General features: G+C 69.9%; 21 protein-coding genes and 1 pseudogene. 15 read left to right on the top strand and 7 right to left on the bottom strand.

Annotation, left to right across the window (positions count from 1 at the left end; genetic code table 11):
- Positions 1 to 84 precede the first annotated feature (84 nt).
- A complete protein-coding gene (locus JIG36_RS36110) occupies positions 85 to 540 on the top strand; it encodes a nitroreductase/quinone reductase family protein (protein ID WP_203380929.1) in 456 nt (151 codons plus the stop codon).
- Between the two features lie 3 nt (positions 541 to 543).
- Here JIG36_RS36110 and JIG36_RS36105 read toward each other — a convergent pair whose 3' ends face one another.
- Together JIG36_RS36105 and JIG36_RS52640 are read right to left on the bottom strand one after the other, a co-directional pair.
- A complete protein-coding gene (locus JIG36_RS36105) occupies positions 544 to 1,884 on the bottom strand; it encodes an FAD-dependent oxidoreductase (RefSeq protein ID WP_203380928.1) in 1,341 nt (446 codons plus the stop codon).
- Between the two features lie 12 nt (positions 1,885 to 1,896).
- Positions 1,897 to 1,992: pseudogene (locus tag JIG36_RS52640) on the bottom strand (superoxide dismutase, Ni); the annotation flags it as partial.
- Between the two features lie 312 nt (positions 1,993 to 2,304).
- Here JIG36_RS52640 and JIG36_RS36100 point away from each other — a divergent pair.
- The 8 genes from JIG36_RS36100 to JIG36_RS36065 all read left to right on the top strand — a co-directional run bounded on the left by JIG36_RS36100 (position 2,305) and on the right by JIG36_RS36065 (position 11,244).
- Positions 2,305 to 3,234, top strand: coding sequence for a hypothetical protein (locus JIG36_RS36100; RefSeq protein ID WP_203380927.1), 930 nt, complete (start codon positions 2,305 to 2,307; stop codon positions 3,232 to 3,234).
- A 109-nt stretch (positions 3,235 to 3,343) separates the two neighbouring features.
- Positions 3,344 to 4,111, top strand: a complete 768-nt coding sequence (locus tag JIG36_RS36095) for a vWA domain-containing protein (RefSeq protein ID WP_203380926.1) — start codon at positions 3,344 to 3,346, stop codon at positions 4,109 to 4,111.
- Entirely contained in the window at positions 4,104 to 4,931 is an 828-nt protein-coding gene (locus tag JIG36_RS36090) for a protein phosphatase 2C domain-containing protein (protein ID WP_203380925.1), read from the top strand. Before JIG36_RS36095 ends, JIG36_RS36090 begins: the two co-directional genes overlap by 8 nt.
- Positions 4,928 to 6,181: a protein kinase domain-containing protein gene (locus JIG36_RS36085; RefSeq protein ID WP_203380924.1), complete on the top strand. Its 1,254-nt coding sequence runs from the start codon at positions 4,928 to 4,930 to the stop codon at positions 6,179 to 6,181. The genes JIG36_RS36090 and JIG36_RS36085 overlap by 4 nt, the downstream gene beginning before the upstream one ends.
- Positions 6,178 to 6,786: a 4Fe-4S single cluster domain-containing protein gene (locus JIG36_RS36080; RefSeq protein ID WP_203380923.1), complete on the top strand. Its 609-nt coding sequence runs from the start codon at positions 6,178 to 6,180 to the stop codon at positions 6,784 to 6,786. Before JIG36_RS36085 ends, JIG36_RS36080 begins: the two co-directional genes overlap by 4 nt.
- On the top strand, positions 6,783 to 7,829 hold the full coding sequence (locus JIG36_RS36075; protein WP_203380922.1) for a hypothetical protein: 1,047 nt from the start codon (positions 6,783 to 6,785) through the stop codon (positions 7,827 to 7,829). The genes JIG36_RS36080 and JIG36_RS36075 overlap by 4 nt, the downstream gene beginning before the upstream one ends.
- Positions 7,817 to 9,712, top strand: coding sequence for an AAA family ATPase (locus JIG36_RS36070; RefSeq protein ID WP_203380921.1), 1,896 nt, complete (start codon positions 7,817 to 7,819; stop codon positions 9,710 to 9,712). Before JIG36_RS36075 ends, JIG36_RS36070 begins: the two co-directional genes overlap by 13 nt.
- Positions 9,709 to 11,244, top strand: coding sequence for a hypothetical protein (locus JIG36_RS36065; RefSeq protein ID WP_203380920.1), 1,536 nt, complete (start codon positions 9,709 to 9,711; stop codon positions 11,242 to 11,244). The genes JIG36_RS36070 and JIG36_RS36065 overlap by 4 nt, the downstream gene beginning before the upstream one ends.
- A 39-nt stretch (positions 11,245 to 11,283) precedes the next feature.
- Here JIG36_RS36065 and JIG36_RS36060 read toward each other — a convergent pair whose 3' ends face one another.
- Positions 11,284 to 11,547 (bottom strand): hypothetical protein, encoded by a 264-nt coding sequence (locus tag JIG36_RS36060; protein WP_203380919.1) that lies wholly within the window; start codon positions 11,545 to 11,547, stop codon positions 11,284 to 11,286.
- Between the two features lie 280 nt (positions 11,548 to 11,827).
- Between JIG36_RS36060 and JIG36_RS36055 the strand changes: the two genes are divergently transcribed.
- The 3 genes from JIG36_RS36055 (at position 11,828) to JIG36_RS36045 (ending at position 15,327) form a co-directional block, all read left to right on the top strand.
- Positions 11,828 to 12,514: a sigma-70 family RNA polymerase sigma factor gene (locus JIG36_RS36055; RefSeq protein WP_203380918.1), complete on the top strand. Its 687-nt coding sequence runs from the start codon at positions 11,828 to 11,830 to the stop codon at positions 12,512 to 12,514.
- The gene (locus JIG36_RS36050; protein WP_236048944.1) at positions 12,507 to 13,937 is read left to right on the top strand and encodes a nitric oxide synthase oxygenase; all 1,431 of its coding nucleotides are present in this window, start codon (positions 12,507 to 12,509) and stop codon (positions 13,935 to 13,937) included. Before JIG36_RS36055 ends, JIG36_RS36050 begins: the two co-directional genes overlap by 8 nt.
- A 67-nt stretch (positions 13,938 to 14,004) precedes the next feature.
- Complete coding sequence (locus JIG36_RS36045) at positions 14,005 to 15,327, top strand: TIGR04013 family B12-binding domain/radical SAM domain-containing protein (protein WP_203380917.1); 1,323 nt, start codon at positions 14,005 to 14,007, stop codon at positions 15,325 to 15,327.
- Here the strand turns inward: JIG36_RS36045 and JIG36_RS36040 are convergent.
- The gene (locus JIG36_RS36040; RefSeq protein WP_203380916.1) at positions 15,308 to 15,904 is read right to left on the bottom strand and encodes a sigma-70 family RNA polymerase sigma factor; all 597 of its coding nucleotides are present in this window, start codon (positions 15,902 to 15,904) and stop codon (positions 15,308 to 15,310) included. The two genes, JIG36_RS36045 and JIG36_RS36040, sit on opposite strands and share 20 nt — an antisense overlap.
- 47 nt (positions 15,905 to 15,951) lie before the next feature.
- Here JIG36_RS36040 and JIG36_RS36035 point away from each other — a divergent pair, with 47 nt between their 5' ends.
- Entirely contained in the window at positions 15,952 to 17,433 is a 1,482-nt protein-coding gene (locus tag JIG36_RS36035) for a serine/threonine-protein kinase (protein ID WP_203380915.1), read from the top strand.
- An 84-nt stretch (positions 17,434 to 17,517) separates the two neighbouring features.
- On the top strand, positions 17,518 to 17,925 hold the full coding sequence (locus JIG36_RS36030; RefSeq protein WP_203380914.1) for a hypothetical protein: 408 nt from the start codon (positions 17,518 to 17,520) through the stop codon (positions 17,923 to 17,925).
- Here the strand turns inward: JIG36_RS36030 and JIG36_RS36025 are convergent.
- Positions 17,922 to 18,329: a nuclear transport factor 2 family protein gene (locus tag JIG36_RS36025; protein WP_203380913.1), complete on the bottom strand. Its 408-nt coding sequence runs from the start codon at positions 18,327 to 18,329 to the stop codon at positions 17,922 to 17,924. The genes JIG36_RS36030 and JIG36_RS36025 overlap by 4 nt on opposite strands.
- Positions 18,330 to 18,524: 195 nt before the next feature.
- On the opposite strand from JIG36_RS36025, the gene JIG36_RS36020 reads away from it, so the two are divergent.
- Positions 18,525 to 19,376: a helix-turn-helix domain-containing protein gene (locus tag JIG36_RS36020; protein ID WP_203380912.1), complete on the top strand. Its 852-nt coding sequence runs from the start codon at positions 18,525 to 18,527 to the stop codon at positions 19,374 to 19,376.
- A gap of 194 nt (positions 19,377 to 19,570) precedes the next feature.
- Here the strand turns inward: JIG36_RS36020 and JIG36_RS36015 are convergent, their stop codons facing one another.
- Together JIG36_RS36015 and JIG36_RS36010 are read right to left on the bottom strand one after the other, a co-directional pair.
- Positions 19,571 to 21,052: an LPXTG cell wall anchor domain-containing protein gene (locus JIG36_RS36015; protein ID WP_203380911.1), complete on the bottom strand. Its 1,482-nt coding sequence runs from the start codon at positions 21,050 to 21,052 to the stop codon at positions 19,571 to 19,573.
- A gap of 129 nt (positions 21,053 to 21,181) precedes the next feature.
- Entirely contained in the window at positions 21,182 to 24,700 is a 3,519-nt protein-coding gene (locus JIG36_RS36010) for an NB-ARC domain-containing protein (protein ID WP_203380910.1), read from the bottom strand.
- Positions 24,701 to 24,730: the final 30 nt, after the last annotated feature.

Here is a 24,730-nt window from a genome sequence, read left to right as displayed (position 1 = left end):
GTACGGAGCGGTGAGCGGGTCAGAGCCGCCGGGGCCTCGTCGGAGGCCGCGGGACGGTTGCCGAGGGTGGTTAGCGTCGGAGGTATGGCTGTCCGGGTTCCGCCTCGCTGGGTGGTGCGTACGGCGTGGGCGATTCATCGCGGGATCTACAAGGTGACCGGTGGGCGTGTGGGGCTGTCGAAGCCCGGGCCCGCGAAGTACGGAACGCTGCGGCTGACGACGGTGGGCCGGCGCAGCGGCCAGGCCCGGTCGGTGCTCCTCGCCTATTTCGAGGACGGCCCCGACCTGGTGCTGATGTCGATGAACGGCTGGGGCGAGGGACACCCGGCCTGGTGGCTCAACCTGCGGGAGCACCCCGACGCGACGGTCGAGGTCGACGGCGCCCGGCGGGAGGTGCGCGGACGCCGTACGGACGGTGACGAGCGGGCGAGGCTCTGGGAACGCTGGCACGTGTACGACAAGCGGCTCGACGAATGGGCCGCGTTGCGGAGCACAGAAGCCGTGGTGATCGTTCTGGAGCCTCGCCCGGTGGCCGCCTGAGACCTAGATGCCGTTGCTGATGTCGATCATGTGCTGGCGCGGGACGACCTTGACGCGCTTGCGGTTGTGCGGGGCGCCGAGGCCGATCTCGTGCTCGTCCAGGCGCTTCCAGCCGTCCCACGTCGTGTAGCTGATGCCACGCCGGTCGAAGTAGGGCAGCACGTCGCCCTGCGCGGCCGGCGTCAGGCTCTCGACGTCGGCCAGCAGACTGGCGACCGTCTCGCTGGCGTCCTTCTTGGTGTGGCCGATCAGGCCGACCGGGCCCCGCTTGATCCAGCCGGTCGCGTACAGGCCGGGGACGCGCTCGCCGTCGAGGTCGAGCACCCGTCCCGCGTCGTGCGGGATGGTGCCGGTGACGTGGTCGAACGGCAGGTCGGCGATGGGCCGGCTCAGGTAGCCGATCGCCCGGTAGACGGCCTGCACGTCCCAGTCGGTGAACTCGCCGGTGCCGCGTACGGTGCCGTCGCCGGTCAGCTCCTGGGTCTCGGTGCGCAGGCCGGTCACGCCGGTGTCGTCGCCCAGGATCTCGGCCGGCGCCTGCAGGAAGTGCAGGTGCAGGCGGCGCGGACGGTCGCGGGGGTCGCGGGCGCACCAGTTCTGCAGCACGTCGACGCACATCTTGAGCGAGCGCTTGGCCCGGATCGCGGCCAGGCTGCCCTCGTCGAACTCCATGCCCTCGGGGTGCACGATCACCTCGACGTTGGGCGACTCGTCGAGCTCACGCAGCTCCATCGGCGTGAACTTGACCTGGCCCGGGCCACGGCGCGAGAACAGGTGGACGTCGGTCACCGGGCTGGCCAGCAGGCCCTGGTACACGTTGTCGGGGATTTCGGTCTCGAGCAGTTCGTCGGCGGTCTTCGCGAGCACCCGGGCGACGTCGACGGCGACGTTGCCGGCCCCGATCACGGCCACCTTGGTCGCGGTCAGAGGCCATTCCCGGGGTACGTCGGGATGGCCGTCGTACCAGGAGACGAAGTCGGCGCCGCCGAAGCTGCCGGGCCGGTCGATCCCGGGGATGTTCAGCTCGCGGTCCTTCTCGGCGCCGGTCGCGATGATCGTGGCGTCGTAGAACTGCTCGAGCTCCTCCGGCTTGACGTCGACGCCGTAGTCGACGTTGCCGATGAAGCGGATCCGCGGGCTCTCCAGCACGTTGTGCAGGGCCACGATGATCTCTTTGATCCGCGGGTGGTCGGGCGCGACGCCGTACCGGATGAGCCCGTACGGGGTCGGGAGGCGGTCGATGATGTCGACCGTGGCGTTCGGGGCGGCCTTGGTGAGAATGTCGGCCGCGTAGATGCCGGCCGGGCCGGCGCCGATGACGGCGACCCTGAGAGGGCGATCCATATACGTCTGTCCTCAGCTCTGCTTCGTAGCCCAGAAGATCTTCGAGATCTCGTCGATCTTCGCGAGCAGCTTGTCGGCGACCTCGACGTCGGCCGATCCCTTCGCGCCGCGGTGCCGCCGGCTTGCTGGCCCCGTTAATTGTTAGGCTCGCCTAACTTAGAACCTCAACCTAACTTCAGGTCAAATCATGATCGGGAGACTCCGGTCACACCGCGGGCGGGCCGGGGGCGTCCGGCCCTGTCGCATTAAACGGCGCTAAACGATTAATTAGGGCTTCGAATTGGCGGCGCCGGATGCTCGTACGATCATTTTCGGCAGGCGCACCGATCGGCTCCGAGGTGACGGACTTTCGGTTATTTCCGCTGTCGGGTAACGCACCGGAGATGACCTGTGCGGGGTCGGAAGCCTAGATTTTTTCGTATGACTGGCACGGTGGTCGACCGGATCCGGCCGATGGCCGTCGCGATCGCGACGGCCCTGCTGAGCGGCGCCGTCATCGTGCTGAGCCCACTGCTCGCGGGCGCGTGGGCGTCGGATCGCAGCGTCACCGTGGTGAATCTCGCGGGCTATCCGAATATCAATGACAGCCTTCTCGACCGCGAGCTGGAGAAGGCCGGCGGGCCCGCCGATATTCTGATCATAATTCCGCCCGCCGATCTTGAATCCGGGGCTCCGGATTTCGACTGCTCGAACGAGGCGCTGCCGAAATCCTGCCCCGTGCTGCACGACTTCCCCCGGCGGATCGTCGCCAGCGACGTGACCGCCTTCACCACGACGTTGATCGCGCTCTACCGCGCCGGACCGGACGACGAGGGCCAGAACGTCTATGTGCGGACCGGTGAGAGGCCACTGAGCGACACGGTCGCCTGGGGCGTGGCGTGGAAGGTAGGTCTGGTGATGACCGTCGTTGCCGCGGCTGCCGTCTTCGTCGCCCTGCGCCGTCGTTCGCGCGTGCTGCCCGCGTACACGTCGGCGGCGAGCCCGGTCCCGCCGCCGTCACCGTCACCATCGGCGGAACCCGCGCCCGCGCGTGTCACGCAACCAGCAACCGGGCGGGTCCCTCAACCCGCGGCCGGGCGGGGCGGACAACCCGCCCCGGTGGCGCCGACGCCGATCTCCGACCCGCTGCCGGCCGACGCGATCCCGCCGCCGGGCACCGCCGTGGTGGCCCGCACCCACTTCGGCCCGTACGGGGGTTACGTCGACGCGGGCGGCGTCGTGCTGTGGGCGCGCCTGATCGACCCCGGCGGCGGAGTGGTCCCCGGCCAGTCGATGACCGTCATCGGCCCGGCCCGCGCCCAGGACGCCCTCGTCGTCTCCCCGAACGTCACCGAGGAGGTCCGGCGATGAATCCGGCGGCGATGAAATTCCACGGCGAGGAATCTGGCGGCGAGGAACCCACCCGTCATCGAGGAGGTCCGGCCATGAGGACCCCGAATGTCACCGAGGAGGTCCGGCGATGACGATCGACGCCCTGCCCGTCCGCCAGTCCCGCAATCGCACGCTCATCACGCTGGTCCTCGACACGTCGTCGTCGATGCGGCAGACCGGGGCGATCGACGAGCTCAACGACGCGCTGCGCAAGTGGTGCGAGGAGCTGCGCGGCAACGACGCCCTGCAGATGTCCGGCGAGATCGCGATGATCACGTTCGGCAAGGACCACGTGCAGGCCGTCGACCCGAGCGGGCGGGTCAGCGGCAACACCCCACGCCCGTACGTGCCGCTGCGGGACTTCGACCCGCCCACGCTCGAATCGGACGGCGTGACCCCGATGGTCGAGGCCATCCAGTACGCGCTGGACGTGCTCAGCGTGCGGCGCAACGAGCTGAGCGCCGAGGGGGTCGGGCTGGCCTACCGGCCGATGATCCACCTGATCACCGATGGCGTGCCGACCGACCCGTACGGGAATCGCACCGACCGCTGGCGTGACGTGGCCGCCATGCTGCGCCAGCACGAGGCCGGCAAGCACCTGCTGTTCTTCGCGCTCGGCGTGCGCGGGGCCGACCAGGCCGTGCTCAGCGGGCTCGCCCCCAAGGCCTGGTTCCTGCTCGAGGACACCGACTTCAGCAAGGTGCTGCGGCTCGTCTCGACCAGCATCGGCTCGGCCCAGGCGGAGTCGCGGGATGCGCCGGCCGACGTCATCTACGACCACTTCCAGCGCGACAACCGCAAGCAGGACGAGATGCGGCGCTGGCTCGAGCGGGAAGGCGCCGTCGACGATGGTTAGCAGCCGGCTCGACTCGGGCTGGCGGGTCATCTCGGCCTCGGTGGCCGGCCCCAACCACGCCAGCGTCGGCGTGGAGAACCAGGACAGCATGCGGACCGGCGTGGTCGGCAAGGGCCTGCACCTGCTCGCGATCGCGGACGGCGCCGGTTCCCAGCCGCGGGCCGCGCACGGCTCCCGGCTGTCGGTCGACGCCGCCCGTGACGCCGCGGACCGGGTCTTTCCGGTCGCCCCGCGCACCCTGGCCGAATGGCGGGCCGCTTCCCATCGGTTCGCGGCGGCCTGCCTGGCCCACTTCGACGACCTCGTCGACCGGGCGCTGACCCCGCTGCGGGCCCGCCCGACCGCCACCGGGGCCAACATGGCGGCCCGGGCCGAGTTCGCCACCACCCTGCTGGCGCTGGTGGCCGATCCGCCCTTCTACGCGTACGTCTGTGTCGGCGACGGTTTCCTGGTCATGGAACGGGTGCCCGGCGGCTCCCACCTCGTGCTGCCGCCGCCCTCGGGCCGGGACACGGCCAGCGAGACGGTGTTCATGACCTCGCCCGGGCGGGAACGCGACCTGCGCTACGGGGTCGTCGTCGACACCGCGGTCTGCGGCATCGCGCTCTGCACCGACGGGCTCATCGACGGGCTGCTCGACGCCACCCGCGCGTCCGACGGCCGTACGCATCTGCGGGCGCCGGAGGACTTCGACGCCTACTTCGCGGCGTTCCGGGCTCCCGGTGTGGACGGCAGCGAGCTGAGCCGCAAGCTGCAGTCGCGGGAGTTCGCCGCCTCCTCCGGGGACGACAAGACCATGGTTCTGGCGGTGCGGAAATGACCGTTCTCACCCTGCGGACCCTGACCGGGCGGCCGGTGCAGATCCTGGTCGACCAGGAGATCGGCAGCGGCGCCGAGGGCGTCGTCTATCCGGTGGCCGACTCGCCCCACGTCTGCGCCAAGCTCTATTCCGACTTCACCCGGGCCGCCCAGCTCGGCCCCCGCATGGAGGCGCTGACCGGTCTCTCGCCCGTGCTGTGGGGCGGCGACTGCCCCGAGCACCTGCACGTGGCGTGGCCCCGCACGACGCTGCGCGACCACAGCGGCCAGCTGCGCGGCGTGGTGGTGCCCCGCATCGACGGCACCCCGATGCTGCGGCTGCTCGACCCCGGGCGGCGGGCCGACCTGCTCGACGAGGCCACCTGGCGGTCCACGTTCGCGGTGGCGGCGCGGGTCGGGCGGCTGTTCGACATGTTGCACGGGGCCGGTGTCGTGATCGGCGACGTCAGTCCGTCCAACGTGCTCGTCGACCGGCACGGCCACGTCACGCTGCTCGACTGCGACGGCGTGCAGTTCACCGACCCGCAGACCGGCCTGCTGCACCGGGGCGAGAAGTTCACCCCCGAGTACGCGGCGCCCGAGGTGCTCGACGGCCGGCCCCTGAGCCGCGAGCACGACCTCTTCGGGCTCGGCGTGATGATCTGCGAGCTGATCATGGAGGGGCAGCACCCCTTCGGGGGTGTCTCGACCGCGCAGCCGCCGTCGGAGAGCGTCGAGCAGAACATCAAACACCACAACAACCGGGTCACCCGGCCCGACCGCCTGGTGCCCTCGGCCGACGCGCTGACCGCCGAGATCCTGCCGGGCAAGATCCTCGACCTGATCCGGCAGTGCTTCGAGGAGGGCTACGAGCGGCCCGAGCGGCGTCCCAACGGCCGGGCCTGGGCGTACGAACTGGACCAGGCCGCTTATCAGATGATGGGATGCCGCTACAACCCGCGGCACGCCTACCACCGCTCGTCGGTCGCCTGCGTGTGGTGTGCGCGGATCGTCGCCGGCTATGGGGACCACTTCCCGCCGCCGGCCGACTGGACGATGCCGCTGGACGCGCCCGTGCGGGGCGGCCTGATGCTGGCCCCGGCCCCGACAACGTTGTCTACCTATCCGGCGCCGCCGGCCCCGGTGAACGGCCGGGAAGCCGCGCCCCCGGCCGTCGTACCGTCGCGGTCGTCCAAGCAGCTCCGGACGATTGCCCTGATCGCCCTGATCGCCCTGATCGTGCTCGTCATCATCGTCGTGGCGGCTCTATGACCGGGCCGACCGTGCGGATCGCCGCGCTGCACCCCTCCTGCACGGTTCTCGGGCCGGGCCGCCGCTTCGTGGTGTGGGTGCAGGGCTGTCCGCTGAACTGCCGCGATTGCGTGAGCCCGCAATGGATCCCGGCCCGCGGCGGCCGCGTCGTGCCCGTGGCCGAGCTGGCCGACCGGATCATCGCCGAGGCCGCCGACGGGCTCACCCTCTCCGGCGGCGAACCGTTCGCCCAGGCCGACGCGCTGGTCCGGCTGGTCGAGACGGTCCGCCGGCGCCGTGACCTGTCGGTGCTGTCCTACAGCGGCTACACGATCGAGCACCTGCGCCGGCACGGCACACCCGACCAGCACCGGCTGCTCGACCGGCTCGACCTGCTGATCGACGGGCCCTACCGGCCCGACCGGCACGCCGACCTGCTCTGGCGGGGCTCGGACAACCAGCGCATCCACCGCCTGACCGACCGGCACGCCGACCTGCCCGGTGCGGCCGGACCGGGCGCCGGGCTGCAGTTCGAGGTGGGCGCCGACGGGTCGCTGAGGTGGATGGGCGTGCCGCCGGTGCCGGGCTTCCGCCGGCGCCTCGAACAGGCCATGGGGTCGCCATGAGCGGATCACCCAAGTACAGCTTCGCCAAGTTCGGCCGCCAGGTGAACGAGCAGTTGCTGCGCGACCAGCGGGCCCGCCGGGAGCGGCGCGAGCGCGCGGCCGTCCAGGAACGGGACAGCGCGCTGCGCGACGAGCGCCGGGCCGCCACCGAACGGCAGCGCCGGCTGGCCGCCGAGGTGTCGGACACGGGCCTGCGCCAGAAGTTGGCCGAGGCGCAGTCCCGGCTCGACCGGGTCACCACCGAGTCGGAACTGGCCGCCGCCACCGGCCTGCTCGACCAGGTGGAGCGCCGCAACGCCGGGCCGCGGGCGTCCTTCGACCTCGTCGCCGCCCAGCGGGCCGAACGCGAGCGGCAGCGCCGGGCCGGCGACACCCGCATCCGGGAACTGACCGCCCGGCTGCGCGCCCTCGAGCAGGACGCGCGGGCGGCCGGGGTGCCGCTGCGCGACGGCGCCCGGGCCGCGGAGGCCCTGGAACTGCTGAGCGCCCAGGTGGTGCACGGCGACATCGCCGACGTGCTGCGGCTCTGCTCCGGCCTCGAGAAGCGCCTCGACGCCAGCGAGGAGGCCCTGGACGCCGCCATCGACCAGCTCAGCCGCCGCCGGGCCATCCTGGGCTCGCTGATCAAGGCGTTGCCCGAGGTCGGGTTCGCCGTCGACCGCGGCAGCCTGAGCGAGAGCGCGGACGGCGCCATCGGGCTGCGCGCGGTGCGGGCCGGCGGCGAGACCATGGCGGTCGTCGTCGAGCCGGCCGACGAGGGTGGCCACCGGGTGCTCTACACCTCGGACCGTCTGCAGCAGGAACAGCGGCAGGGCCGGGGCGAGGCCGCCTGCGCCAAGTTGGTCGAGGTCATCGACACCGTGCAGGCCTCGGCCGGCCACGACGGGATCGAGCTGAGCGCCGTCGGGTGGGACGGCCCCGACCGTCCGCCCCCGCCGCCGCACAACGCCACCCGTCGTCCGCACGCCGAGGAGGCCGCGGCCCGTCGACCGCACGCCGAAGAGGTGAAGCAGCAGAAGGGGCGGCCGCCGTGGGCGCATTGACGGCCCCGCGCGGCGCGCCGTGGCTGATCCGCGCCTATCACGAACTGCAGCGCCGGCGGCATCTGGTGGTGCACGGCAACGTCGATGACCTCGTACGGTGGAACGACCGTTACGAGCCGTTCGCGGTGACCCTGGTCGACTTCCTGGCGGTGGCCGGTTTTGAGGTCATCGTGCGCTACAACCTGGTCGACGGGCTGACCTACTGCACCGAGAGCAGCCGGGAGTTCGTACGCGGGCATCTGAGCGATCGCAAGGTCCGCACGGCCCCGCCGATCAACCGCCGGGACCGTCCGGCCACCTCGGCCGACGTGCTCGAGCAGCAGTTGCTGGCGGCGGGGCAGGCCCAACCCCGTACGGCGCTCGATGTTCTCGCCGTGGCATTGCGGCTCATGACCCAGACCGAGAAGCCGTGCGTGGTCATCGTCGAGTCGGCCGACCTGCTCGTCGGGGCCGCCTCCGAGCTCAGCGCCGACCACGTGGAACAGGTGGCCTATGTGCGCCGGCTGCTGGCCTCGGGCGCCGCCGCCCCGCCCGGCGAGCAGCGCCACCACAACACAATGATCTTCGTGACCCGGGAGCTGGGGTCGCTGCCGACCTGGCTGCGCCGCGACAACCCGCACGTGGCCACGGTTCTGGCCGATCGGCCGGGGCTGGCCGAGCGGGCCGCCTTCCTGCGCGAGAGCGTCCCGGCCTACTACGGCGCGGGCGAGATGACGGCCGAGGCCCGCGACACCGCGACCCGGGTGCTCGCGAACCTCACCGACGGCATGACCATCGTGGACATCGGCGCGCTCAGCGTCACCTCGCAGGTCGCCCGGATCGCGCCCACCATGCCCCGCCGGCTGGTCGCCCGGCACCGCTTCGGGCTGCGCGACGACCCGTGGGAGCAGCTCGACATCTCGAAGATCAAATCAGCCGAGGAGCTTCTCTCGCGCCGGGTGGTGGGTCAGCTTCCCGCCGTACGGGCGGTGACCGACGTTCTGGTGAACGCCCGTGTGGGACTGGATTTCGTCTCGGACGGCCAGCAGACCGGAACCCGTCCCAAGGGGGTGTTCTTCTTCGTCGGGCCGACCGGGGTGGGCAAGACCGAGCTGGCCAAGGCGCTGGCCGAGCTGGTCTTCGACGACGAGTCGGCGCTGCGCCGCTTCGACATGAGCGAGTACAGCCAGGAACACACCAGCGAGCGGCTGACCGGGGCGCCGCCCGGTTTCGTGGGCCACGACCACGGCGGCACCCTGACCAACTGGGTGCTCGAACGGCCGTTCAGCGTGCTGCTGTTCGACGAGATCGAGAAGGCCCACGAGAAGATCATGGACAAGTTCCTGCAGATCATCGACGACGGCCGGCTCACCGACGGGCAGGGCCGCACGGCCTACTTCACCCACTCCATCGTCATCTTCACCTCGAACATCGGGGCCGGGGACCTGCGCCGTACGTTCGGCGACCCCTCCATGTCGTACGAAGCGGTCAAGGAGCACTTCACCCAGGCGGTGGCCGACCACTTCACGACCACGCTGCGCCGCCCCGAACTGCTGGGCCGCCTCGGCAGCGGCATCGTCGTGTTCGACCTGCTGCGCGAGAGCGTCATCGCCGGCATCTGCGACAAGTTCCTCGACCAGATCCGCACGTCGGCCCGGGCGCGCGGCTACGACCTCGTGTTCGACCGTACGGCCATCGGTCGCGCGGTCATCGACGAGCTGACCCGCCGCGGGGTGGCGCTGGGGGCCCGGCAGATCCGCAGTCCGCTGCTCGAACAGTGGGTGCGGGTCCCGCTCAACCGCTGGGTGCTGGAGAACCAGCCACCGCCCGGCACCCGCATCTTCGTGCACCGAGCGGACACGTCACCTCCGTTCGTAGTCGACGCCATGGACGATCCGTCATGAGCTCGCCGCCTCCCATGTCCAACCCCGACGACATGGACAGCCTGGTCGTCGAGGTCGCCTACTACGAGAACCTGGGGTCGCTCGACCGCGACGACTTCGACCGGTACGTGCGGGCCGAGGCCACCCTCGAGAACATGATCAGTGCCGAGGCGGCGCGGCGGCAGAAGGACTTCGGGTTCGCCGAGGCCGAGGAGTTGCTCGACCAGTTCCTGGCGCTGAACACCTCGCAGCGCGACATCGCCGAGCGGGAACGCGCCCGCCCCGGCCTGGACGACGACTACCGGCGCCAGCTCGACTACATCGGCGCCGCCACCGCGGGCAACATCCTGCTCGCCGAGGGCCAGCAGCACGCCAACCGGGCCGAGCAGCGCCGGCTGGCCAGCGACTACGACTCCGCCGAGAAGCACCTGCGCGAGGCGATGCGCTGCTTCGCCCAGCTGGCCCGCAGCGACGTGCCGCTGCAACCGGTGGGGGAGCTGCGCTACACCCTGTCCGAGGCCACCGGGCAGATGATGGCCGGGCTCGCCCACATGCGGGCCGGTGACTTCAAGGGCGCGTATCAGAGCCTCGACCGTACGCACGTCGCGTTTGACGAATTGCTGGCGCAGGCCGAGGAGGAGCACGCCCGGGCCGGTGACGCCAACGACCCCCAGTTCGAGGAGCTGCGGCGCGACCTGGCCGACAGCATGCGCTACGTGCAGGCGGTGCAGAGCTTCGCCGAGGTGCTGCGGGAGGCCCAGAACGGCAACTACCGCGACGCGGTCGTCTCGGGCCAGGAGGCGGTCGCCCACTTCGAGCGGATCGTGGCCGAGGCGGTGGCCCGGCAGGCCTCCCGCAACGCCCATTCGCTGTTCGAGATGGAACTGGCGCGGGTCAACGGCTGGCTCAGCTGGGTGAGCGGCGAGCTGGCGGTCGACGAGGGGCGCTGGGCCGCTTGCCGCGAGCACATCCGGGCCGCCCGCGGCCACTGGAACCGCGCCGCCCGGGCCGCCACCCGCAACTTCTACATGGGCATCATCGCGCAGCGCCCCGAGGACGGAAACACCGACATGCTGCTGCAGAGCACACTGCGGCGCTGCGACCGCGAGCTGGCGTTCCGGATGGAGATCGACGCGTTGAACGCCAAGCTCACCCACTCCAACCGCATCGAGATCCAGGCCGTCGGCCAGGGAGGAAACGCCATGCCGTCGTCAAGCAACTTCAACTTCAACGCCCCCGTCAGCTCCAACATCATCGGCAACGAGGCCAGAATCGAGTCGGCCACCGCCAACCAGGCCAACGCCTCAACCGACCTGCGCGAACTGACCCGCCAGCTGGCCGACTTGCGAGAGGTCCTGGCCGGCGCGGCCCGCACCCCTCAGGAACGCGAAACGGTCGAGGCCGTGACCGCCGCCCACGAAGCCGCCGGCCGCAACGACGAGGAGGCCACCCGAACCAACCTGGCCCGCGCCGGCAAGTGGGCCCTGGGGGTCGCCGAGCAGTTGGCCTTGGCCGCCGCAACCGCCGCCATCAAGCTGGCCATGGGCGCCTGACCGGCCCGCCCGGCTCACCGTGCGGTGGCTTGGCCGCGATCATCTCCTGCGTGACCTTGTGGCGGCGATCAGACCACCCACGGCGCCGATCACTGTCGCAAGTGCCGCGAGTGCACCAGGCACACCGGAGGCGGAGCCGGCGACCAGCATCGAAACCACAACAACCGTCACGACGAGCAGAACGCAGACAAGCGGAAACCAAGGTCCGTGTACGAATTCCCTTCTGGTTTCCTGACGACTGATGTCATCGTCCTCGACGGCCTTTCTTTGATCCACTTCATCGGTCATCGTTTCCGGCTCCATTTGATCAAGGCTCTGATGGGATCATTCAACGGGGTTCGGTCTCCACGGCGGTAACTGCTACCGTTCGCCGGTGACGGTGTGGCTACTGCGGCGCATTCACTTCGGACACAAGGCATATGTCTCGGAATTGAGCTGATCCCACGATCACTCACTCCATCAGGTGAATGCGTCGGCAGGGCCGTGGGTTGGATGACTGCGGCCGACACACAAGACCTGTCAGTCAGGTTTGCTCGCGTGATCACGGCGCGGCGACGCGAGGGGAGGGTGAGTGTCGTCTGGCATGAGCGCTGATCAGCCGGCAGGCGAGCATGAACATCTAATTGGGGACGCGAAGCTTTTCCATGAGTTTCATGCAGATAACTTCAGCGGTGCTCGATACAACAGATTTCTTGACGGGCTGATGGCCGCTGGAGCTGGGTACATCGCGGCTGGACTGAAGAGCGGTGCAGTGTTCGCCGCCTGCCGACGGCGCAATGCGAGCATTCGCCTGTCCTTTCCAGTGGGTTGGAACCACTCGGACTGCCGAGAGGTCATGTTAGCTACTGTTGCGGCGGCCTTGATAAGGTTTTACGACGAGGCGATGGTTGAAGGCGGCTGGCAGCCCGCCGGCGGAGCAAGTCTGACCACCCACTTCATCAACTACTGCATTGATGCGCTCCCGAACGAACTGCGCCGGTGGAGCAAATTTACCCATGCCGCTCAGTTCACAGACACCCTCGACGGGCTGGAAGACAGAGTAGATACGGGATTCGGGCCGGCGGAACTCGCAGCCATGGCGGACGAACTGCGATGCGCGATGCTTGAGTTGAGTCGAGACGACCAGCAGATTTTCGAGCTTCGCTCGGCCGGATACTTGACGGACGAGATCGCGGCGATCCAAAACACCACGTCGCGGGCGATAGAAGGAAGAATCTATCGGGCCAGGAAGCGTCTTGAGGGCAAGCGGAGGGGCGCGGAAGATGAATGACCGTAGCTTCACAAGTCCCACCTACTATTGCCCGTCTCATGATGAGCGTGCGCCCTTCAGTGATATCGACTATCTGATAGAAAATTCATCACTGGGTTCGAAGGATTCACTGCTTCTGCAATCGAAGGTCGACCCGTCCGACGTGGACGAGATCCGCGCTCTAGCAGGTTTTTCGGCGCGGACCGCAGTTCGGGTGAAGCGTCATTCTCCTGGGCAGCGAGCCGGAATGTGCGAAACGGTGGTCGATAAGGAACAAGCGTTGGAATTTCTTGAACTCTACTATGGAGAAAACGGCAATCTTGATGGTCTGGAGCTGCGCAAAAAAGCTGTTGTCGAAGCGATCGAAAGGACCGGAACCTACGTTCACACAAAATCCGAGCTGACCTTCGGTGCCCGTGTGGCGTGGCGCAACGCGGACCGCTGCATCGGCCGGCTCGACTGGAGAAGTCTCACCGTCCGCGATCTCAGAAGAGTCACCACCGCGGACGAGATATTCAGTGAACTTGTCCAGCATCTGAGCCTTGCCGGGCAGGGCTCGATCCGGCCGATGGTCTCAATCTTTCCGCCGGCCGTGCCAGGGCTCCCCTTCGCCAACGTGTGGAATGACCGCCTCATTGGATATGCGGGCTATCGGCGGATTGAAAACACTTTGGTAGGCGATCCGCTGCACGTGGAATTTACTGCTGCCGTGCATGCTCTTGGCTGGCAGGGTAAGGGTGAGAACTTCGACGTTCTCCCCTTGGTGGTCGAGACGCCGGCCGAAGGGGTGAGGCTCTACGAGCTGCCGGAAAGGGCTATTCGTGAAGTGCCTGTCACGCATCCCGAGTACGGCTGGTTCGCCGAATTGGGGCTGCGCTGGCACGCTGTCCCGGCGATCTCCAACATGCGGCTCGCCATCGGTGGGTTGCATTACCCTCTGGCGCCCTTCAACGGCTGGTTCATGGGCACTGAGATTGGCGCGCGCATCCTCGCCGCCGATGACCGATACGACATGCTTCCAGTCATCGCGTCCAGGTTGCGTCTGGACACAAGCCGTGAGTCGACGCTGTGGCGAGACCGGGCGCTGGTCGAACTGAACCGCGCCGTCCTCTGGAGCTTCGAACGAGCCGGCGTCAAGATCTCCGACCATCGTTCCGAGTCCCAGCGGTTTCTCGCCCACATCCAAAATGAGGAGAGGGCTGGACGGTCGGTGCCGGCCGATTGGTCCTGGATCGTTCCGCCGATGTCCGGCTCGCTCACCCCCGTCGTCCATGGCGGCTCCGAGGCGACGGATATTGGGCCTGCCTTCTATCTCGATGAGGAGGGGCGCCGTTTGGCCGCCATGGGGCGGCAGTCGCTCGATGAAGACAGCATCTCCAAGATCGGGTCTTCTGGATCCGACCTGTACGTTCACGATCGGTGCGAACGGAGCTGGCATCGTTAGCTAGACAACCGACAACACTGTGGCTCGCAGACGGAACTCCGCTCCGGTACCTGGCAAAATCGCGGGCATGAGTGAGCCGGAACTGGTGCTGGTGCTGCGTTACCGCAAGGCGGTGACGTACGGCTTTCACGTTCTGCTGGGTGCGCTGGGGGAGCACGAGACCGCGACCCGCTACGAGGTGCGGTTCGGCTCGACGCCCGAGGAGACGGCCGAGCACATCCGGGCCGGGGTTGACGCCGGGGCTCGTGTGCTCGTGCTGTGGTCGTTCTACTCACCCGACGCGGCGGGGATGGCCGAAGAGCTCAAGGCCGTACGAGCCCTGGCCGACGGGCCCCGGGTCACGCACATCGCCGGAGGTGTGCACGCGACCGCCGAACCCGTGCAGACGCTCGACGCGGGATGGGACGTGGCGGCGGTCGGTGAGGGGGAGTCGACGCTGCTCAGCCTGGTGGACTCCCAGGGGGACCCGACGGGGATCACCGGGCTCGCCTACCGGGATGCGGCGGGAGCCCTGATCCGTACGGGGAAAGCTCGTCAAAGGCCGTTGGACGACTTCCCGGGTTTCGCGCTGAAGTGGGACCGGTTCAACGCCCTCGAGATCACCCGGGGGTGCGTGTACGCGTGCCGGTTCTGCCAGACACCGTTCATGTTCTCGGCCCGGTTCCGGCACCGCAGCGTGGCCAACGTGCGCTGGCATGTCGACCAGATGCGGGCCCGGGGGCTGCGCGACGTCCGGTTCATCACGCCGACCGCGCTCTCCTACGGCAGCCAGGACGAGTCGCCCAACCTGGCCGCGGTCGAGGAGCTGCTCGCGACCTGCAAGGAGGGGATCGGGCCGAACGGGCGGGTGTTCTTCGGGTCGTTCCCGAGCGAGATCCGGCCCGAGCACGTGACCCGGGAGACGCTGCGGCTGGTCCGCCGGTTCTGCACCAACACCAACATCATCGTGGGCGCGCAGTCCGGCTCCGACCGGGTGCTGGGCGCGGCCAAGCGGGGGCACGGCGTCGAGGAGGTGCGCCGGGCCGTGCGGCTCGGGATCGAGGAGGGCTTCCAGATCAACGTGGACATGATCTTCGGGATGCCGGGGGAGGACCGCGCCGATGTGGACGCCTCGCTCGGGCTGGCCCGCGAGCTGGCCGATCTGGGGGCCCGGATTCACGCGCACACGTTCATGCCGCTGCCGGGGACGCCGTGGCGCGACGCGCCGCCCGGAGACGTCGACCCGGCGACGATCACCGAGGTCGACCGGTTGTCGCAGCGCGGGGCGCTCTACGGACACTGGCAGAAACAGCGCGCCCACGCCCAGCGGCTGGCCGCGGCGGCCGAGGCCTATCCGCGCCCGGGCCGCAGCCGCACCATTCTGCCGACGGTCAGCCGGAGTCCGGAATAATATTCAGATAAACGGCCAGAAGGCGCCGGGCCCGCGAGATCCGCGACCGCACGGTACCCAGCGGCAAATTCATGATCTCGGCAATTTCCTCGTACGATCTCTGGTCGATCTCGCGCATGTGCAGCGCCTCGCGATAGGGCTCGGGCAATCGGCGCATCGCGTTCTCGACGTCGAGCCGGGTCGCGGCCATCGAGCTCATCCGCCGCAGCGCACCGGCGGCCGCCGCGGGCTCGGGTGGGTCGTCGGTGGGGGTGCCGCCGCGTGACTTGCGGCGCAGCGTCTCGAGGGCCGCGTTGACCGCGATCCGGTGCAGCCACGAGGTGAAACGCGAGCGTCCCTCGAACGTGGTGATGCCGCGGGCCACCGCGATCAGCGTTTCCTGAGCGGCGTCCTCGACGTCGGCGGCGTCGGCCAGCACCCGCCGGGCGCCACCGTGCGCGAGCCGCCGGGTGTGGATCTCGCGGAGCAGTTCCTGCAGATCGCGGCGCGACCCGGCGGCCGCCCGCAAAGCTATTTCTTGAAGATCGTCGTGTGATTCCGGCAGTCGTCCGGGTGATTGCTCGAATGGCGACGGCACCCGGGAATGGTATAACCGGCGGTATTCGCAATCGCCGAAGGGGTCGCATGGCGGACTTTGCATTCATCGGTCGTTATCGAACGGTCCGCCGGCTCGGCAGCGGCGCCTTCGCCGACGTGTTTCTCGCCGTCGACGAAGACCTCGAGTCGCCGGTGGCGATCAAGGTGCTGGCCGAGCGGTGGGCGTTCGACCCCGACGTCCGCGAGCGTTTCCTCAACGAGGCCCGGCTGCTGCGCCGGCTCGGTGGCGAGCGGCTGGTCAGCGTGCACGACATCGGCCAGACGCCGGACGGGCGGCCCTATTTCGTGATGCCGTACGCGGATCGGGGCACGCTGGAGGAACGCCTCGCCGAACTGGCCGCGGCCGGTCGGGTGGTGCCGCCGGACGCCGCGTTCACGGCCGTGCGGGCGGTGGCCCTCGCGCTGCGCCCGGTGCACGAGGCCGGCGTGGTGCACCGCGACGTGAAACCGGGCAACGTGCTGATTTTCGGTGGAGGCGGAAGCGGAAGTGGGAGTGGCGGCGACGGGGACGCGTCGCCCCTGGTCGCGGCGGACGAGCGGCTCGTGCTCGGCGACTTCGGCCTGGCCAAGGACCTGAGCCAGGGCGGCACCGCGCTGAGCCTGCCGGTCGGGACCCCGGGATACATGGCGCCCGAGCAGTCCGATGCCGGGGCCGCGGTCGACCAGCGCGCCGACGTCTACGCGTGCACCGCGCTGCTGACCCGCATTCTGGCCGGGCGTCTGCCCTCGGGCGGCGCGCTCGAGGAGTCGCTGAGCGGCGAGATCGGCCCGGCCGTACGCCGTACTCTGCTCTCCGGCCTCGACCCGGCTCCCGCCCGCCGGCCCGCGTCGGCCGGGCAGTGGCTGTCCGACCTCGACACCGCGGTGGCGGCCGACCGGAAACCCCGCCGTCGCCGTCTTGTCCCGCTGCTCGCCGCCGCCCTGGTGGTCGCCGTCGGCGTGGCGGCGGCCGCCTTCGTTGCCTGGCCGCGTCCGGAAGCACCGGCGGCCGCGCCCGCGCCCGCGATCCGCTTCGAGGAGGTGTTCGACGACACCCGCTCGATCTCGCTGCGGGTGCCCGCGGCGTGGAGCCAGCACTGGGGCAACGGCTGGCATCCGGGGCAGAGCCCGTTCTATGGCAACGTCAACGTCGGCCCCGGTCTGAACGCCTCGCCCAACGTCTCCGACTGGTTCACCAAGGCGGCCGTCCCGGGCGTGTTCGCCGGTGTCTCGTCGCGGGTGGTGAAACAGGGGAAGTTCAGCCCCGATTTCATGCGGCAGTACTTCGGGCCGAACGGCTGCACGGCCGCCGCCGGGGGACCGTTCCGTCTCGACCGGCTCGGCCTCACCGGCGTACAGGGGGAATGGTCCTGTCCCGGCGGCATCCGGTGGCGATATGCGTACGGATGGCCCGCGCACCACCGCTACCTGGTCGCGCTGGAGATCAAGCTGGTCGCGCCGGACCAGGACCAGGCGTGGACCGAGGCCCTGGCCAGCGTCGCCGTGCACACCGAACCCCCGAACGGGTGACCCGGGAACTTTCCGTCGCCGCCCCTGCTCCTACGTGCGACCCGTTGCCGACGTGGCGGCGGGCATGAGCACCAGGAGCCCGCCATGCGCCGTCTTTTCTCCGTCCTCGCCGCCACCGCAGTCGCCGCTGCGCTGTTCGCCGTGCCCTCGACCGCGCAGGCCGCCTCGTCCGGGCGGGTCTGGTTCCACGCCGGTGACCAGTTCATGCCGTCGATGCTGTGGAAGTTCGACGGCGCCGGCACGGGTTACAAGCGCAGCTACATTCCGAGCCTGACCGGGTGGCCGGTGCAGCGCCAGACCGGCTTCAGCTACCAGCGTTCCGGGGCCACATACAACCTGACGACCTTCCCGTACGGCGGTACGCAGCGCATCGTGGGCCTGCGGTACTCGTCGGCCACGGACGTCTGGGTGGTCAGCAACAACGGCTTCACGGAGACGTGGCTCGGGTGCCGCTCGGCCGGACGCCCCGTGTACGCGCAGGTCGCCTGCTAGCTGGCGGGCGCGCTGCGGGCGTAGAAGGCGGCCAGGTCCGCCGGGTTCTTGAGATACACGTCGATCCGGCGGCTGACCTCCCCGGCGATCTCGTGGACCTCGACCATCGTGAGCGGGAACTGCTCGCCCGTCGCGTGCGCGGTCAGGGTGCCCTCGAGGACGCCGATCGCCTTGCCGTCTCCGCCGTCATAGACGGTGAAGCCGGCCAGGGCGACGGCCGCATGGCTCATCATCACGCCCAGGACCGACTGCAGGAAGACGTCGCGGCCCCGGTTGACGCCGCCGTAGGGAAGCTCGGCCGGCTCGTCGACGACGACGTCGGGATCGAGCCGGGCGAGCACCCCCGCGACGTCACCCTTGCTCAAGGCCTCGTACAGCGATCGCAGAACCTCGGTCGTGTTCATGTTCATCCCATCTGTCCGTCCGGATCCGGTTCGGCCCGTTCACCCGGGCCCGTTCACCCGGGGCCGTTTCGCTCGGGCCCGTTTCGCTCGGGCCCGGGGACCATGAAATCCGCCGGCGGGCGGGCCAGAAAGACTCCGCTGTGAGGGGTACTGCGAGAGACCCCCAGGGCCGACGGACGAGCTACCGTGATCGTCATGAACGGACGCGACGACGCCGGCCGGTTCCTGCGGTCCCGTCGTGACCGGATCACCCCGCACGACGCCGGTGTCACGTTCCACGGGCAGCGCCGGGTGCCGGGGTTGCGCCGGGGCGAGGTCGCCGAGCTGGCCGGCATCAGCGTCGAGTACTACACCCGGCTCGAACGAGGCGATCTCCGCGGGGTGTCGAGCGACGTTCTGGCCGCGATCGCCCGCGCGTTGCGCCTGGACCCGGTGGAACAGCAATATCTGCGCGATCTCTCCCGTGGGGTGAACGAGCCGGTCGGCAGCCGGCGCGCGGAACCCGAAGCGGTCCCGCTGCCCTGGTCATTGCGGCGCATCATCGAGTCGATGCCCGGCCTGCCGGCGTTCGTCAACAACCACCGGCTGGACACGCTCGCGGCCAACAAGCTCGGCCGGGCCCTGTACGCACCGATGTGGGATGACCCCGCCAGCGGTCTGAACGCCGCCCGCTGGGGGTTCCTCCACCCGGCGGCGCGCGATTTTTACCTCGACTGGGAATCGATCACCGGCTTCGCCGCCGGGGCGTTGCGGGCCGAGGCGGCCAAGCGCCCGGACGACAAGATCCTGGCCGACCTCATCGACGACCTGTCGACCCGCAGCGAAGACTTCCGCACCGCGTGGGCCGCCCACACCGTCAACCTCTTCCGCGACGACAAGCGTCTGCGGCACCCCGCCGTCGGAGTGATCGATCTCCGGATGGAGGTCCTGGAGGTTCCGGACGACAGCGGCTTGTCCGTCGTCGTCTACACACCGATCCCGGGCACGGGCGCGGAAGAAAGCCTGAAACAGCTCTCCGCCTGGTGGTCCGACGAAGAGTCGTCCTGAGCGGCACCTCCGCCTTTATCAGGGCCCGGATCGTCTCGGCGTCGCCGGCCTGCCGCACGATCGCGGTGGTCGGCGGCCCTGACCGGGCGGCCGCTGCGGCGCGTGCGAGCCCCACGGCGACTGAGGCCCGGCCCGCGGCGGCGGCGCTACCGGTGGCCGGTGCGTCGACCGGCGGGGAGTGAGGGGCCGGGCGCTCAGCGGCGACGGCGCGTGAACGCCATGGCGGCCGCTCCCGCGAGCAGCAAGGCCAAACCGATCACGGCAACGAGTGTGGTGTTGCTGCCGGTGATCGGGAGGCCGCCGCCTCCGCCGCCCGCGCCGCCCCCGGCGGCCGCCGCCGTGATGACGATCGCGGCGTCGTCGTCGGCGGGATCGGAGTCGCCCTGGGGTGCGATCGACGGGCCGACCACCTGGGTGAAGATCTTGCCGCGCAGCGTGCCGGGGCGGTCGACGCGCAGCTTGAACTCCCACGTGGTGGTCTCGCCCGGGTAGTACGGCGACCAGGAGATGTCGTCACTGAAGCAGTAGATGTTGCCGTCTTCGTAGTGGGCGCCGGCCGGCCACGGCGGCGGGACCGGGCTGTTCATGTTCCAGGGCATGCACAGCTTCGGAGTGCCGACCACGGTGGTGCCGGCGGGCGGCGTGACCCCGACCGTCAGGTACGAGCCGAGCTCCGCGCCGTACCCCTCCAACCGCGCCGGGCCGTTGTTGCGCACGCCGACCCGTACCGTAATCGTCTCTCCGGGTTTGGCCTTCGCGGTGGCGCCGATCGCGTTGATGTTGGACTTGTTGACACCGGTGATGGTCATGGAGAAGTCGTCGTCGTTGGCGCTCGGCCCGACGTCGGTCTGCGGCGCGGCGGCCCGCATGACCGGCGCCAGCTCGAGCTGCGGGCCGCTCGTCCCGGCCGGCAGCTTGCCCTCGCGGTCGATCCAGTCCTGTTCGGTCGACCACTCGAACCGGGCGCCCCACTTGGCCGGCGCCCAGAGCGTCTTGGCCGCGATCAGCGGGAACGGTGTGGCCAGCCGGTATTCCTGACCGGGCGCCAGTTCATCGGCGAACCGGCAGGCGAATCCGTGATCGATCCGGGCGCAGTTCCGCCGTGCTTCAAGACCGAACCCTTCCGCTGTACGGAGGGAGAGCACCACGCCGTTGATCGGCTCGTCGCCGTTGTTGCGGACCCCCGCGGCCAGATCGGCCCTGGCCCCGGTGGCGATGCTCACGTCGTTCTGCAACTCGACCGCGGCCAGGTCGACGCCCTCGGCGATGGTGATGCGGCCGGTCGCGCTCGCCCGCGTGGTGCCCGCAGCCACGGCCCGCGCGGGCAGGGTCGCGGTCGCCCCGGCTTCGACGCCCGGCTTCGCGGTGATCCGCAGCCGCAGATCGAGGGAGAACGTGCGCGGGGACGGGCAGCTGATCTTGGTCGTGGTGATCGTGCACGGGTAGTCAGTGGTGATCGTGACCAGCCGGGAGGCCTCGGTGACGTCGAGCTCGATCGCGAACGGCGACGGCTGGTTGTTGCGCTGCGCGCTGAACATCGCCCACGCCTCGCCGGTGCCACCGGGCGCCACGCTGACGTTGCCGACCCGCAGAACCTCACCCGGCGCGGCCTGCGCGACGGCAGCCGGAGCCAGGGCCAGGGCCGCGCCCAGCAGGGCGGCAATGATCCGGCGCATCAGTTTCTCCTTCGCGACGCCACGCGGGCGCAGGTTCCAGCAAGCAGCAGGCCAAGCCCGAGGGCGACGGCCGGAGTCCCCGCCCTCCCCGATCCGGGTGACGGGAGCGGATGCAGATTAGACCCCTGATCAGCCGCTGCGCAGCCCTGGTTCGGAGTGTCTTTCCGGCGAGTCGTGGGCCAGCCTGCGGAACGTGAACCGGTAGAGCCCGGCCTCGCCCCCGACGAACAGAACATTGCCGCCGGAATCCCATGCGCAGTGAGCTATCGGCTGCTCGAGACGCATGACTGCGACACAGCTGAAAGTCGTGAGATCCCAGACCCGTACGGACTGATCCCGACCCACCGAAGCCAGCAACCCTCCGTCGACGGCGACGGCCAGATCGGTCGCCCCGCCCACGTGCCCGTCGAGGTCGCGAAGGTGTCGTCCCGTGCCGGAGTCCCAGATCCGGATCCAGGGCTGCAGGCTCGCCGACGCCAGCCATGTGCCGTCGGGGGACGCCGCCAGCGCATGGACCTCGGAGGTCTGGCGGATGAACACACGCTCCGCGCCAGTGGCCGCGTCCCAGATCTGGATCACGCGCCGCGCACCGTCGGAACCACCCGGTCGGGCTCGTCCCTGGCAGGCGGCCGCCAGCCAGGAGCCGTCCACGGCGACGGCCAGTGCCGTCACGTAGCGATTGCGGCAGCTCAATCGCATCAGCTGCATGTGGGTGTCGGCGTCCCACAGATGGATCGAGCCTTGGCGGTGGCTGGTCGCGAACCAGGTTCCGTCGTGGGATTGCGCCGCCCGGTCCGCGCGTCGGGGAGGTGACCCGTCCAGGACCTCCCCGGTCTTCGAACCCCAGGTGAGGACACCACGGGCGACCGCGGCTCGCAGCCAGGAACCGTCCGGCGCCGTCCCCAGAATCTGGTAGGGCTCGCGGGCGTAGCCGTCGAGCCTGAACCTCGTGGCGGCGGTGACCCCGTCGATGATGCGTAGCCCGACGGTGCCGGCCGCGGCCAACCATGTTCCGTCTGGCGCGACGGCCAACGACGTCACCCGCGACGGCGGTCTCGTGCTGTCTTGAACAAGAGCAGCGGCGGCCGGGTCCCAGACACGGATCGTTCCGTCGTCGCTTGATGAAGCCAGCCAGGAGCCGTCCGGGGCGAAAGTCAGGTCAGTGACGGTCGACATGTGCCCGGCCAGCTCCGAGAGCAGGAGACCTGTGCCGGGGTGGCGCAGTTCGACCTTGGCGTCGCTGCCGGTGGCGAGCCACATGCCGTCCGGCGAGCACGCCAGCGCCTTCAGCGTGCCGGGGCGGTCGACCATTCTCTGGCTTTCGGAAGGGACGGCGGGATCCCAGACAGTGAGTTCACCAGAGAAGGCGCCCGCCACGATGCTCCGGCCATCAGAGTGAACTGTGAGGCTGGTGATCGGAAGCGTACGGAAGCTCTGTTGCTCGGTTCCCGTTGCCGTGTCCCAGGTCCGGATGGTGCCCTCGGCCGAGCCAGATGCCAGCCACCGGCCGTCCGGCCCGACGACCAGAGCCACGAGCGGTTCGGTCTGCGCGCGAAGCTGGCGAAGTTCTTTTCCCGAGCCGGTGTCCCAGATCCGGATTGTCGAGTCTTGAGAAGCCGACGCGAGCCAGGTGCCGTCGGGTGAGATCGCGACGGCGGAGACCGGCAAGCGATGCCCGGACAATCGCAGTCGCTGGCGACCCGTCCGGCTGTCCCAGAGACGTACCGTCCGGTCGGCGCCCGCCGAGGCGATCCAGGTGCCGTCCGGGGAGATCTCGATCGCGGCCGTCCAGTTCTGTTGGCAGTCGATGCGGCGGAGCTGCCGGCCGGTGTGCGGGTCCCAGATCCGGATGGTGCGGTCGTCACCGGCCGACGCCAGCCAGGACCCGTCCGGCGCGATGGCCAGGGCGCGGACGGCGTCGTCGTGACCGGTGAGCGTCCGCCGGAGCGCGGGGTTCGGAACGTCGGGCAGCGGCCAGTCGGCAACCAGACCTGGCCAGCCGGCCGTCTCGGCCGCCGCCCGGGCAGGCGGGCCCCAATCCGCGTCGTGGGCCGTCCGGCTGTAGAAGATGTCGACGGCCGACGACTCGGGCAAAGTCGGGCGCACGAGGTGGCTGATCTGGCCGAGCAGCCGCCGGAGACGTTCGGCGCGGGAGCCCTCGACGAGGCTGAGGTCGGCGTGCGGCGCGAGCGGACCGGATGCCCGGAAGCGTGCTTCGGCCCAGCGGAAGTCGGTGGCCACCGCCTCGGCGACCTCGCCGCGCCCGGCCGCGATCAGGTGCTGGATCAGGTGGTCGCCGAGGTAGCGGTTCGACACCGGCTGACGCCAGGCCTCACTGATGTCGGGGACCGCCGCTTCGACCAGGAAACCGTGCAGATCTCGTATGCGGGACTCGCCCAGTTCGGCGCCCAGGTAGTCGCGGACGACGTCGTGAAGGGTGATCGTTCCGTTGTCCGCGGCCGTGATCAGCGCCAGGCGGGCGAGCTTGCCGCACAGCGCCACGCTTTCGGGCCGGGACCGGTCGCTCGTCCGCTCCCAGAGGGCACTCACCAGGCTCTCGGGGATCGTCTCGTCCTCGGCGAAGACGGCCAGCTCGGTGAAGAGCTGCCGTTCGGCCTGGTCGAGCAGGCTCGTGCTCGCCTCGATGGTCGCGGCGATCGCGTCGTCGCGTTGGTCGGGGTCGTCGAGGTCGAGCTCGCGCACCGGCACGCCGGTCAGGTTGTCGATCGAGGAGACACCGCGGCGCAGATGGCTCAGCAGCTCGGTCGCCAGAGACCCGGCGTCGGAGCGCAGCCTGAGCTGTTCGACGAGGATCTTGTTGAGCAGGCGCAGGAGCAGGGGCCAGCGCCCGGTTTCGGCCAGCAGTGACTCAACCAGGGCAGGGGAGAGCTCCGGAAGCCCGGCGGTGAGAACCTTGCGGGCCTGCGACGACGACATCTGGTCGACCTTGACCGGCACGCCGTCGGCGCCGACCAGGGCTGGGTTGCGGGTGGTGACCAGGCGGGCGGCCCGGCCCGCGACCGGGAAGGCCGCCAGCTGGTCGTCGAACCACACGTCGTCGAGAATCAGCAGGCGCCGGGGGCCGGCGGCGAGCACGGCGGCCAGATGGTCGGCGGCCTGGCGGACGTCGGTGAACGGCTGGGCGCGGTCGGGGGCCAGCTGTCTGACCAGGTCGTTCACCTGCTCGACGAGGCCGCCGCGGCGGGTGTCGCGGCCCAGGGTCACCCAGTAGACCCGGCCGCGGAAGCGGCGCAGGATGCGGCGGTCGGAGCGGACCATGCGGGCGACCGTCGTCTTGCCGAAGCCGCCCGCGCCGTGCACCGCCGTGGTGATGCCGACCGTGCGGGCGCCTCGGCGTCGCAGGGCTCGGACGATCAGGTTGACCTCGGCCGGGCGGTCTTCCACCCACGGCTCGACCTGGTGCCGGGCCGGGACCAGCGCGACCAGACGGTTGTCGACGACGTGGGCCGAGACCAGGGCAGCGACGGAGACCGCGACGACCGAGGCGGCCACCCACCACAGGTAGTGGCTGTCCATCGTGGGGAACCACGGCGCCCGGGAGCCGGTGGCAGCGTTGATCGCGACACCGGACAGGGCCGCGGCGAGGGCGGCCAGCAGCGCCGCACCTCCGACCCGCAGCGTTCGCACCCCATCATGTAAGCGCAGGGGTGCGACAGA

The organism is Paractinoplanes ovalisporus, assembly GCF_016834655.1.
In the GTDB taxonomy this organism is placed as follows: domain Bacteria; phylum Actinomycetota; class Actinomycetes; order Mycobacteriales; family Micromonosporaceae; genus Actinoplanes; species Actinoplanes ovalisporus.
The sequence above is the reverse complement of the archived record's forward strand: the minus strand, read 5'-3'. Positions and strand labels throughout refer to the sequence as shown.

What these genes read in the sequence shown, in the direction of transcription:
- JIG36_RS36020 (WP_203380912.1), top strand. Translation starts at nt 18,525, where the DNA reads ATGAACGGACGCGACGACGCCGGCCGGTTCCTGCGGTCCCGTCGTGAC.
- JIG36_RS36090 (WP_203380925.1), top strand. Translation starts at nt 4,104, where the DNA reads ATGGTTAGCAGCCGGCTCGACTCGGGCTGGCGGGTCATCTCGGCCTCG.
- JIG36_RS36045 (WP_203380917.1), top strand. Translation starts at nt 14,005, where the DNA reads ATGAGTGAGCCGGAACTGGTGCTGGTGCTGCGTTACCGCAAGGCGGTG.
- JIG36_RS36025 (WP_203380913.1), bottom strand. Translation starts at nt 18,329, where the DNA reads ATGAACACGACCGAGGTTCTGCGATCGCTGTACGAGGCCTTGAGCAAG.
- JIG36_RS36100 (WP_203380927.1), top strand. Translation starts at nt 2,305, where the DNA reads ATGACTGGCACGGTGGTCGACCGGATCCGGCCGATGGCCGTCGCGATC.
- JIG36_RS36110 (WP_203380929.1), top strand. Translation starts at nt 85, where the DNA reads ATGGCTGTCCGGGTTCCGCCTCGCTGGGTGGTGCGTACGGCGTGGGCG.
- JIG36_RS36095 (WP_203380926.1), top strand. Translation starts at nt 3,344, where the DNA reads ATGACGATCGACGCCCTGCCCGTCCGCCAGTCCCGCAATCGCACGCTC.
- JIG36_RS36030 (WP_203380914.1), top strand. Translation starts at nt 17,518, where the DNA reads ATGCGCCGTCTTTTCTCCGTCCTCGCCGCCACCGCAGTCGCCGCTGCG.
- JIG36_RS36035 (WP_203380915.1), top strand. Translation starts at nt 15,952, where the DNA reads ATGGCGGACTTTGCATTCATCGGTCGTTATCGAACGGTCCGCCGGCTC.
- JIG36_RS36015 (WP_203380911.1), bottom strand. Translation starts at nt 21,052, where the DNA reads ATGCGCCGGATCATTGCCGCCCTGCTGGGCGCGGCCCTGGCCCTGGCT.
- JIG36_RS36060 (WP_203380919.1), bottom strand. Translation starts at nt 11,547, where the DNA reads ATGGAGCCGGAAACGATGACCGATGAAGTGGATCAAAGAAAGGCCGTC.
- JIG36_RS36050 (WP_236048944.1), top strand. Translation starts at nt 12,507, where the DNA reads ATGAATGACCGTAGCTTCACAAGTCCCACCTACTATTGCCCGTCTCAT.
- JIG36_RS36065 (WP_203380920.1), top strand. Translation starts at nt 9,709, where the DNA reads ATGAGCTCGCCGCCTCCCATGTCCAACCCCGACGACATGGACAGCCTG.
- JIG36_RS36055 (WP_203380918.1), top strand. Translation starts at nt 11,828, where the DNA reads ATGAGCGCTGATCAGCCGGCAGGCGAGCATGAACATCTAATTGGGGAC.
- JIG36_RS36075 (WP_203380922.1), top strand. Translation starts at nt 6,783, where the DNA reads ATGAGCGGATCACCCAAGTACAGCTTCGCCAAGTTCGGCCGCCAGGTG.
- JIG36_RS36105 (WP_203380928.1), bottom strand. Translation starts at nt 1,884, where the DNA reads ATGGATCGCCCTCTCAGGGTCGCCGTCATCGGCGCCGGCCCGGCCGGC.
- JIG36_RS36080 (WP_203380923.1), top strand. Translation starts at nt 6,178, where the DNA reads ATGACCGGGCCGACCGTGCGGATCGCCGCGCTGCACCCCTCCTGCACG.
- JIG36_RS36085 (WP_203380924.1), top strand. Translation starts at nt 4,928, where the DNA reads ATGACCGTTCTCACCCTGCGGACCCTGACCGGGCGGCCGGTGCAGATC.